This window comes from Shimia sp. (assembly GCF_041624275.1).
Classification (GTDB): Bacteria; Pseudomonadota; Alphaproteobacteria; order Rhodobacterales; family Rhodobacteraceae; genus Shimia.
In genome coordinates this window covers 1-8,621 of the sequence record NZ_JBFJVE010000143.1, presented here as the reverse complement: position 1 = coordinate 8,621, position 8,621 = coordinate 1, and the positions used below count along the sequence as shown (strand labels likewise).

Below are 8,621 nucleotides of genomic sequence, written 5' to 3'. Positions count from 1 at the left end.
AGCACCGTGTAACGAGGTCGCGCCCGGCAAGGGGCGCGACGCCGCTTTGCCGAGGGGGTCATTCCGCCGCGTCGTCGTAGTCCTCCATCGGCGGGCAGATGCAGACCAGGTTGCGGTCGCCCCAGGCATTGTCGACCCGGTTGACCGGCGGCCAATACTTGTCGACGCGGAACGAGCCGGTCGGGAAACAGCCCTGTTCGCGGCTGTAGGGACGATCCCATTCGCCGACCAGATCCTGCGTCGTGTGCGGCGCGTTCTTCAGCGGGTTGTTCGCCGCATCCATCCGCCCCTCTTCGATCTCGCGAATTTCTTCGCGGATCGCCAGCATGGCATCGCAGAACCGGTCCAGCTCGGCCTTGGTCTCGCTTTCGGTGGGTTCGATCATCAGCGTCCCCGCCACCGGCCAGCTCATGGTCGGCGCGTGGAACCCGGCATCCATCAACCGCTTGGCGATGTCATCCACCGTGACCCCGGCGCTTTCCTCGAAGGGGCGCGTGTCGATGATGCATTCATGCGCCACGCGGCCGCTGGGGCCCTTGTAGAGCACCTCATAGGCGCCCTCGAGACGGCGCGCGATGTAGTTCGCGTTCAGGATCGCCACCCGCGTCGCCTGGGTCAGCCCCTCGCCGCCCATCAGCAGCGTATAGGCCCATGAAATGGTCAGGATCGAAGCCGACCCGTAGGGCGCCGAGCTGACCGCGCCCGATTGCTCGGGCAGATGCGGCACCAGATGCGCCTTGACGCCGATCGGCCCCATGCCGGGGCCACCGCCGCCATGCGGGATGGCAAAGGTCTTGTGCAGGTTGAGGTGGCTGACATCGCCCCCCAGATCGCCCGGCCGCGACAGGCCGACCATGGCGTTCATGTTGGCGCCGTCGATATAGACCTGGCCGCCATGCTCATGGGTGATCTTGCAGACCTCGATCACGGTCTCCTCGAACACCCCATGGGTCGACGGATAGGTGATCATGCAGCCCGCGAGGTCGGCGGCATGTTTCTCGGCCTTGGCGCGGAAATCCTCGAGGTCGATATCGCCGTTCTCGGCCGATTTCACCGGCACCACCTTCCAGCCCACCATCTGCGCCGAGGCCGGGTTGGTGCCATGGGCGCTCATCGGGATGAGGCAGACCTTGCGGTGCCCCTCGCCGCGCGCCTCGTGATAGTCGGCGATGGTCAGCAGCCCGGCATATTCGCCCTGCGCGCCCGAGTTGGGCATCATCGAGAAATCGTCATAGCCGGTGATCTGGCACAGTTTCGCCGTCAGGTCGCGCAGCATCACGTGATAGCCCTCGGCCTGATCGGTGGGGCAGAACGGGTGCAGCCGGGCAAATTCGCGCCAGCTCAGCGGCATCATCTCGGCCGCCGAATTCAGCTTCATGGTGCAGGACCCCAGCGGGATCATCGCCCGGTCCAGCGCCAGGTCGCGATCGCTGAGGCGGCGCATATAGCGCATCATCTCGGTCTCGGCCCGGTTCATGTGGAAGATCGGGTGGGTGAGGAAATCGCTCTTGCGGTGCATCTTGGCCGGAATCCGGTATTCAGGCGCGAAATCCGCATCCTTGTGCAGGATGCCAAAGGCACGCCACACCGCCTCGATATTGGCCGGGCGCGTGGCCTCGTCAAGCGAGATGCCGACCCGGCGCTCGCCGACCTTGCGCAGGTTGATGTTCTCGTCCACGGCCGATTTGATGATCGCGGCCTGCAGCGGGCCGACATCGACGGTGATGGTGTCGAAAAACGCCTGCGGATCGACCTTGAACCCGTTTTCCTCCAGCACCTTGGCCAGCCGCACCGTCTTACGGTGGATCCGCTGGGCGATGGCCTTCAGCCCCTTGGGTCCGTGGAACACCGCATACATCGAGGCCATCACCGCCAAGAGCGCCTGCGCGGTGCAGACATTGGACGTCGCCTTTTCGCGGCGGATATGCTGCTCGCGGGTCTGCAACGACAGCCGGTAGGCCTTGTTGCCGCGCGCATCCACCGAGACCCCGACAATGCGGCCCGGCATGTTGCGTTTATAGGCATCCTTGGTCGCCATATAGGCGGCATGCGGGCCGCCATAGCCGATCGGCACCCCGAAACGCTGGGTGCTGCCAACCGCGATATCGGCGCCCATGGCGCCCGGCTCTTTCAGCAGGGTCAGCGCCAGCGGATCGGCCGAGACCACGCCGATCGCCTTGTTTTCATGCAATGCGGCGATGTGGTCGGTGAAATCGCGCACATGGCCATAGGTGCCGGGATACTGGAACAAAGCGCCAAATACGGCGCTGGCGTCCATCTTGTCGGGATTGCCGACGATCACCTCGATGCCCAGCGGCTTGGCGCGGGTCTTGATGACCTCGATGTTCTGCGGATGGCAGTCGCGGTCGACGAAAAACGCCTTGGCCTTCGATTTCGCCACCCTTTGCGCCATGGTCATCGCCTCGGCGCAGGCGGTGGCCTCGTCCAGCAGCGAAGCATTGGCGATCTCGAGCCCGGTCAGATCCGACACCATGGTCTGGAAGTTCAGCAGCGCCTCGAGCCGCCCCTGCGAGATTTCCGGCTGATAGGGGGTATAGGCGGTGTACCAGGCGGGGTTTTCCAGAATGTTGCGCTGGATCGCCGGAGGCGTCACCGTGCCATGATATCCCTGCCCGATCAGCGAGGTCAGCACCCGGTTCTTGCCCGCCGTGACGCGCATGTAATGCAGCAGTTCGCGCTCGGACAGCGGCTTGCCGAAATTCAGCGGCGCCTTCTGGCGGATGCTGGGCGGCAGGGTGTCGTCGATCAGCGCATCCAGATCCGGGGCGCTCACCACCTGCAACATCTCGGCCATCTCCTCTGGAGAAGGGCCGATATGGCGCCGGTTGGCAAAATCATATGGCAGGTATTCAGTCGGCGTGAACGGCATCTCATTCTCCAACAACAGGGTTTCTCTGGCGCGCCATTTCGGTCGCACCCCGCCCCCAAGGGCTTCATCTCGCAAAAATACTCAAGTCAAAGGGTCGCCTTGGCGACCCTTTTCCCGGCTCAGCCGATAAAGTCGTTATAGGCCGCTTCGTCCATGTAATCGTCCATCTGCGAGGCATCGGCGGGTTTGATCTTGAAGAACCAGGCATCGCCGGTCGGATCCTCGTTGACCTTGCCCGGGTCGGCAACCAGCGCCTCGTTGACCTCGGTGATCTCGCCATCGATCGGGGCCAGGATGTCCGAGGCCGCCTTGACCGATTCAATGACGCAGATCTCGTCGTCCTTGGCCACCTCGGTGCCCGGTTCGGGCAGTTCGACGAACACCACGTCGCCCAGTTGCTCAGAGGCATGGGCGGTGATGCCGACCACCACCACGTCGTCTTCGACGCGCAGCCATTCATGTTCTTCGGTGAATTTCATTGCTTGGATCTCCCAGAGTTGTTCAGCGTTTGAAATTGGCAGGTACCAGCGGCATTTTCGCCACTTTCAAAGGCAATCGCTTGCCCCGCACCTCGCCAAAAAGATCGGTCCCGACAGCGGCATGATCGGCGCCCACATAGCCCATGGCAACCGGGCCCTCAATGCTTGGCCCAAAGCCGCCCGAAGTCACTTCGCCCACCGGTTCGCCCCCTTCGGCAACCGCATAGATCTGCGTATGCGCCCGCATCGGGGCCCGCCCTTCGGGCACCAGGCCGACACGCTTGCGCGACACGCCATCGGCCAGGTCGCCCAGCACCCGCGCGGCGCCGGGAAAGCCGCCCTCGCGGTCCCCGCCGGCGCGGCGCAATTTCTGGATCGCCCAGCTCAGCCCCGCCTCGACGGGCGAAGTGCCGGCGTCGATGTCGCTGCCATAAAGGCACAGCCCGGCCTCCAGCCGCAGGCTGTCGCGGGCCCCGAGGCCGATCGGCTCCACTTCGTCCATCTCGAGAAGCGCCCGGCACAGGGCCTCGGCGGCCGGCGCCGGCAGCGAGATCTCATAGCCGTCCTCGCCGGTATAGCCCGAGCGCGACACCCAGGCCTCGCCCCCCATCAGCTCGACCGTGGCGACATCCATGAAGCCCATGCCGGCGACGCCGGGCGCAAGCCGCGCCAACGCGGTCTCGGCCGCCGGACCCTGCAATGCCACCAGCGCCCGGTCGGCGATCACCTCGACCGTCACCGCCGGTTCCAGCGCCGCTTTCATGCGCGCGATGTCGGCCTCCTTGCAGGCCGCGTTGACGACCACGAAAAGATGGTCGCCGCGATTGGCGAACATCAGGTCATCCTCGATGCCGCCGGCTTCATTGGTGAACAGCCCATAGCGCTGCCGCCCCTCGGGCAGCCCCAGCACATCCATCGGCACCAGGGTCTCGAAGGCCCGCGCCACCGCCGCGTAGCTGGCGCCGCGCAGGATCACCTGGCCCATGTGGCTGACATCGAACAGGCCGGCCGCCGCGCGGCAGTGCAGGTGTTCCTTCATCACCCCGGCGGGGTATTGCACCGGCATCTCATAGCCGGCAAAGGGCACCATCCTTGCACCCAGTTCGGCATGCAGGTCAAACAGTGGCGTGCGCAAAAGCTCGGCCATATCGTCGCTCCTCAGTTTCCGGAGCGGTCCATTCTGGGAAGCATCCGGCATCACACGGTCGCACGGATATGCCCGTGCAGGCGATGCCCCCTCTGTCCTTTGGCCTGAGATCGTTATCCCTTCGGCGGACGCGTGACGCGCCTCTCTCCAGAGTTCCTTCTTACGGCGGGTCGGTCCCTTAGGCCTGAGAGTTTCCGGGGCGGTTGCTCCTTCGGCACCGGATTGTTCCGGTTCTCCCGACTCGCTTAGCGCATACCGTAGTGTACAGACTTTTTCCTGGCAAGCCTCTTGGCGCGGTCACATTCCTCGGGGGACAGAATTTTCGTCAATTCCGGGTTGTCGCAGACAAGGGCTTCCAGCGTCACCATGTCGAGGCGGCTGTAGAACGCCTCGAGCGCATCCTGCAGCGCGTCGCGCAGCCGGCAGGCAGCGATCAGAGGGCAGGAATTGTCGGCATCGGCGAAACACTCGGCATCGGGCGCCGGGATCTCCATGGCGCGAAAAATCGAGCCGATCTCGATATCCTCGGGCGCGCGCGCCAGCTCGAGCCCGCCGTTGCGCCCGCGCTGGGTGTTGATCACCCCCAGCTGTGCCAATTGGTTGATGACCTGCGCAAGATGGTTTTCCGAGGCTTTGCAGACTTCCGCGATCTCGGCCTTGGTCACAAGCCGGTCCCGATGCGCTGTGCAGTACATCAACACCCTTATGGCAATATTGGTTCTTTTGGTTATCCGCACGGGAACTCCTGATACTGACGCTGAAAACATGTGCTGGCAATTGCGGGCTTGCCCGCCAATTGTACCGGTCCACGTTGACTTTAATCAATGCTTTTGCTCAGAAGAGGCATGAAGCCCCCATATTTCTTTGGCTACGGCAGCCTGGTCAACCGCGAAACCCACGCCTACGGCGGGGCCCATCGGGCGCGACTCGGGGGCTGGCGGCGCATCTGGCGCCATACGGATCTGCGCCCTGTGGCCTATCTGACCGCGATTCCCGACAGCAGCTGCGAGATCGACGGGCTGATCGCCCATGTCCCCGGCAACGACTGGCGCGCGCTGGATCATCGCGAGCGCGCCTATGAGCGGGTCGCGGTCTGCGATCAGGTGTCCCACCCGTTGCCCGGGCCGGTCTCGGTGGCGGTCTACACGGTGCCCGATGGCAAGCACGGACGCCCCGACCGCGAACACCCGGTGCTGCTGAGCTATGTCGATGTGGTGGTTCAGGGCTATCTGAAGGAATTCGGCGAACCCGGCGTCGCCCGGTTCTTCGACAGCACCTCGGGCTGGTCGGCGCCGGTGCTCGACGATCGCGCGGCGCCCGTCTACCCAAGGCATCAGCGGCTGTCGCCCGAGGAACGGGGCCTTGTCGACGATCACCTGAAGCGCCTTGGCGTGGTACCGATCACCGCCTGAGCCCCCCGGCCTGCCCGCCGAACGGAAAACGCCGGCGGGCCGGGCCTCGAACGAGACCGAACCGCCGGCGCAGAGAGCGGGGGCGGCATGCCGCCCCGGCCCGGATCTGTTTACTCGCCGCCACCAAGCTGGTGCACGTAGACCGACACCGCGCGGATCTGTGCTTCGCTCAGACGGTCCTGCCATGCCGGCATCGCGCCTTTGCGCCCGTTGTTGACGGTCTCCGAGACGGTCGCGTAATCGCCACCGTAAAGCCAGATCGCATCCGTCAGGTTCGGTGCCCCCTGAGAGCGGTCTCCGCTGCCGTCCTCGCCGTGGCAGGAGGTGCAGTTCTCTTCGAAAACCGCCGCACCGGCCGCAACCTTGGACGCATCCTGTGCGTCGCCCGAAAGCGACATCACATAGTTGACGACCGCGTCGACCTCCTCGGCCTCCAGCATCTCGCCAAAGGCGGTCATCTCGGACTGGCGAAGGTAATCGCCATCCGCATCGGCCTGCTGACGGATACCAACGCTCACCGTGGCATGGATCGACTCGATGTCGCCACCCCACAGCCAGTCGTTGTCCAGAAGGTTCGGATAGCCCACCGCACCGGCAGCCCCCGAGCCGTGACACTGGGCGCACCAGGTCTTGAACACCGCGGCACCGGCCGAGGTCGCATAGCCGCTCAGCTCGGCATCAGCCTTGATCCCGGCCAGGTCCGTGGCTTCCAGCTTGGCGTTGTTCGGCGCGTTCGCAACGGCGAAACGGTCGATCTCGGCCGCGACTTCACCGCGGGTCGAAAAGCCCAGCATGCCTGCCGTGGCCCCCTTGATCCCCGGCCAGGCCGGGTAGGCGATGGTATAGCCGATACCCCAGACGATCGTGGCGTAAAAGACCCAGACCCACCAGCGCGGCAGCGGGTTGTTCCACTCCTCGATGCCGTCCCAGGAATGGCCCGTGGTCTCAAACCCCTGGGCGTTCTTCTTCTTGTTTTCGGTACTCATGTCCTCGCCTCCTCAGTCCGTGGCGGGTTTGTCTTGGTGCCGGAACGGAATATCGGCCGTGTCGCGGTATTCCTTCGTGGCGCCCGGGCGGAACACCCAGACGATGATGCCCACGAAGAACAGGAACAGGCACAGCAATATCCAGCTGTCGGCAAACTCTCGCAGTAGGGAATAGGTTTCCATGTCCCCTTCCCCCTAGCGAGACGCGTCAGGCGTGAAAGTCGAGAAATCGACCAGAGTACCCAACATCTGAAGATAGGCGATCAGAGCATCCGCTTCCGAAATGCCCGGCTGGCCATCGAAGTTGCGCACGTTGACGTTGTCTCCGTAACGCTCGAGCAGCCCGTCATAGTCGCTGTCCGGATCCGCCTGGGCGGCAAAGTCGGCCTGGGCGTTGGCGACCATGTCGTCGGTATAGGGCACACCGACGATGGCATTGGTCGCCATGATGTCACCGATGTACTTCCCGTCGATGATCTTCTTCTCGAGGAAGCCGTATTTCGGCATGATCGATTCCGGAACCACCGCCTGCGGGTCGCGCAGGTGGTCCACGTGCCAGTCATCCGAATAGCGACCGCCGACACGGGCCAGGTCGGGACCCGTCCGCTTCGAACCCCATTGGAAGGGGTGGTCGTACTTGGATTCCGCCGCCAGCGAGTAGTGGCCATAGCGCTCCACTTCGTCGCGCATCGGGCGGATCATCTGGCTGTGGCAGACATAGCAGCCCTCGCGCAGATAGACCTCGCGGCCGGCCATTTCCAGCGGCGTGTAGGGGCGCATGCCCTCCACGTCCTCGATGGTGTTTTCCAGCCAGAACAGCGGTGCGATCTGCACCATGCCGCCGATGGTCACCACCAGGAAGCTGAAGACCAGAAGGAGGGTCGCATTGGTCTCGAGGACCTTATGTTTGTCGAGAATTCCCATTGTTCGAACCCTCCTTATTCAGCCGGGACTGCGGTCGCGAGCGGTTCTTTCGCCGGCGATTTTTTCACAGTCATCCAGAGGTTGTAGCACATGATGACCGCACCGCTGAGGAACAGCAGACCGCCCAGACCACGCACAATATTCATCGGTTGCTTGGCACCCACGGTGTCGGCGAACGAGTTCACGAGGAAACCGTTGGCGTCGACTTCACGCCACATCAGGCCTTCCATGATGCCGGTCACCCACATCGAGGCGGCATAGAGAATGATGCCGATGGTGGCGAGCCAGAAGTGCCAGGAGACCAGGCTGAGGCTGTAGAGGCGCTCGCGCTTCCACAGGACCGGAACCAGGAAGTACAGGGCACCGAAGGTGATCATGCCGTTCCAGCCCAGCGCACCCGAGTGCACGTGACCAATGGTCCAGTCGGTGTAATGCGACAGCGAGTTCACCGCGCGGATCGACATCATCGGACCTTCGAAGGTCGACATGCCGTAAAAGCCGATCGAGATCACCATCATCCGGATCACCGGGTCGGTGCGCAGCTTGTCCCATGCGCCCGAAAGCGTCATCAGACCGTTGATCATGCCACCCCAGGAGGGCATCCACAGGATCACCGAGAACACCATGCCCAGGGTCGAGGCCCAGTCAGGCAGCGCGGTGTAGTGCAGGTGGTGCGGACCGGCCCAGATGTAGATGAAGACCAGCGTCCAGAAGTGGAGGATCGACAGCCGGTAGGAGAAGACCGGCCGGTTGGCCGCCTTCGGCATGTAGTAGTACATCAGT

The 8,621-nt window shown here is 63.8% G+C and carries 9 protein-coding genes and 2 riboswitches; of the genes, 1 reads left to right on the top strand and 8 read right to left on the bottom strand.

Annotated elements, in window-relative coordinates; genetic code table 11:
* Nucleotides 1-58 precede the first annotated feature (58 nt).
* The 4 genes from gcvP to ABZD10_RS11345 form a co-directional block, all read right to left on the bottom strand.
* The gene (gcvP, locus tag ABZD10_RS11360) at nt 59-2,890 is read right to left on the bottom strand and encodes an aminomethyl-transferring glycine dehydrogenase (protein ID WP_372886601.1); all 2,832 of its coding nucleotides are present in this window, start codon (nt 2,888-2,890) and stop codon (nt 59-61) included.
* Between the two features lie 119 nt (nt 2,891-3,009).
* Complete coding sequence (gcvH, locus tag ABZD10_RS11355; protein WP_372886600.1) at nt 3,010-3,369, bottom strand: glycine cleavage system protein GcvH; 360 nt, start codon at nt 3,367-3,369, stop codon at nt 3,010-3,012.
* Between the two features lie 22 nt (nt 3,370-3,391).
* Nucleotides 3,392-4,516 carry a glycine cleavage system aminomethyltransferase GcvT gene (gene gcvT, locus ABZD10_RS11350; RefSeq protein ID WP_372886599.1) on the bottom strand — a complete coding sequence of 375 codons (1,125 nt, stop codon included), beginning with the start codon at nt 4,514-4,516 and terminating at the stop codon, nt 3,392-3,394.
* An 82-nt stretch (nt 4,517-4,598) separates the two neighbouring features.
* Nucleotides 4,599-4,677: riboswitch (glycine riboswitch) on the bottom strand.
* Nucleotides 4,678-4,765, bottom strand: a riboswitch (glycine riboswitch).
* Nucleotides 4,762-5,253 carry an Rrf2 family transcriptional regulator gene (locus ABZD10_RS11345; protein WP_372886597.1) on the bottom strand — a complete coding sequence of 164 codons (492 nt, stop codon included), beginning with the start codon at nt 5,251-5,253 and terminating at the stop codon, nt 4,762-4,764. Its footprint overlaps the riboswitch before it by 4 nt.
* Nucleotides 5,254-5,361: 108 nt before the next feature.
* Between ABZD10_RS11345 and ABZD10_RS11340 the strand changes: the two genes are divergently transcribed.
* Complete coding sequence (locus ABZD10_RS11340) at nt 5,362-5,928, top strand: gamma-glutamylcyclotransferase family protein (protein WP_372886595.1); 567 nt, start codon at nt 5,362-5,364, stop codon at nt 5,926-5,928.
* A 110-nt stretch (nt 5,929-6,038) separates the two neighbouring features.
* Here ABZD10_RS11340 and ccoP read toward each other — a convergent pair whose 3' ends face one another.
* The 4 genes from ccoP to ABZD10_RS11320 form a co-directional block, all read right to left on the bottom strand.
* Nucleotides 6,039-6,914: a cytochrome-c oxidase, cbb3-type subunit III gene (gene ccoP / locus ABZD10_RS11335; RefSeq protein ID WP_372886594.1), complete on the bottom strand. Its 876-nt coding sequence runs from the start codon at nt 6,912-6,914 to the stop codon at nt 6,039-6,041.
* A 12-nt stretch (nt 6,915-6,926) separates the two neighbouring features.
* Nucleotides 6,927-7,097 (bottom strand): cbb3-type cytochrome c oxidase subunit 3, encoded by a 171-nt coding sequence (locus tag ABZD10_RS11330; RefSeq protein ID WP_372886592.1) that lies wholly within the window; start codon nt 7,095-7,097, stop codon nt 6,927-6,929.
* 12 nt (nt 7,098-7,109) lie between these two features.
* Nucleotides 7,110-7,838 carry a cytochrome-c oxidase, cbb3-type subunit II gene (ccoO, locus tag ABZD10_RS11325; RefSeq protein WP_372886591.1) on the bottom strand — a complete coding sequence of 243 codons (729 nt, stop codon included), beginning with the start codon at nt 7,836-7,838 and terminating at the stop codon, nt 7,110-7,112.
* Between the two features lie 14 nt (nt 7,839-7,852).
* Nucleotides 7,853-8,621, bottom strand: a 769-nt coding sequence (locus ABZD10_RS11320; protein WP_372886590.1) for a cbb3-type cytochrome c oxidase subunit I, incomplete at its 5' end; no start/stop codon positions are given.